The organism is Aminicella lysinilytica, assembly GCF_004362975.1.
In the GTDB taxonomy this organism is placed as follows: Bacteria; Bacillota; Clostridia; order Peptostreptococcales; family Anaerovoracaceae; genus Aminicella; species Aminicella lysinilytica.
Genome location: NZ_SNXO01000087.1, coordinates 1 through 1,310 on the forward strand (window position 1 = coordinate 1; position 1,310 = coordinate 1,310).

The 1,310-nt window shown below is 43.5% G+C and carries 1 protein-coding gene; it reads left to right on the plus strand.

The features are described 5' to 3' along the window. Nucleotides 1-122: 122 nt before the first annotated feature. Nucleotides 123-1,310 (plus strand): IS256 family transposase (locus tag EV211_RS10600; RefSeq protein ID WP_456298059.1); only part of this gene is annotated, 1,188 nt, incomplete at its 3' end.

The window sequence follows — 1,310 nt, forward strand, 5'->3', positions numbered from 1 at the left end:
CCCGAGTGTGAAGAAATCTCTGTAAATTCATAGTATATGAAAAAGGCTTTCTATGATAAAATCAAAATCATAGGAGGCCTTTTATGGTAGCTAAGAAAAAAGAAGTTTACAAAGCAAAACCGATGACAGAAGGAAAGAGAAATATCATCCAGGGGTTATTCGATGAATATGACATCGAGACAGCTGACGATATTCAGGATGCGTTGAAAGATCTTCTTTCGGGAACGATTGAAGGGATGATGGAATCTGAGATCGATGAGCATCTTGGATATGGCAGATACGAGCGCGCTGCCGAAAGCAACTCACGTAACGGAACAAAACCTAAACGTATACGCAGTAAATATGGTGAACTGGAGGTCAATGTGCCGCAGGATCGGCAGAGCACATTCGAACCCAAAGTCGTTCCCAAACGGCAAAAGGACATATCGTCGATCGATGATAAGATCATTTCTATGTATGCCAAAGGTATGACTACCAGGCAAATATCCGAAACAATAGAAGACATATACGGGTTTGAAGTCAGCGAAGGTATGGTCTCAGACGTCACTGATAAGCTGCTACCACAGATAGAGGACTGGCAGAACCGTCCGTTGTCAGCAGTATACCCGATAGTATTTATTGACGCTGTACATTTTTCAGTCAGATCCGAAGGTGTCATACAGAAACTGGCGGCATATGTAGTGCTTGGTATCAATGATGATGGTAGAAAAGAGATACTGTCGATCATTATCGGAGATAACGAGAGTAGCAAGTTCTGGCTCAGTGTTTTGAACAGTCTGAAGAATCGTGGCGTTCAGGATATACTGATACTCTGCTCGGATGGTCTGACCGGCATCAAAGATGCGATAACTGCAGCATTTCCTAAAACGGAACAGCAGCGGTGTATCGTTCACATGGTACGCAATACGTTGAAATATGTGGCTAACAAAGATATGAAATCATTTGCAAGAGACCTGAAAACCATCTATACAGCTGCAGATGAAAAAACAGCTTTGGCAAGGAGAGATTCTGTCACCAAGAAATGGTCAGATCAGTATCCGAATGCGATGAATCGCTGGGCCGAGAACTGGGATGTCATAACACCGATCTTCAAATTCTCAAAGGATGTGAGAACGGCATTCTACACGACTAACGCCATAGAGTCAGTCAATTCTTCATACAGGCGGCTGAATCGCCAAAGAAGCGTTTTCCCGAGCCCTCAGGCACTGCTAAAAGCGTTGTATCTGGCCACATTCGAAATATCAAAAAAATGGACCATGCCTATCAGAAATTGGGGGAAAGTACGTGGCGAATTGAGCGTCATGTATCCT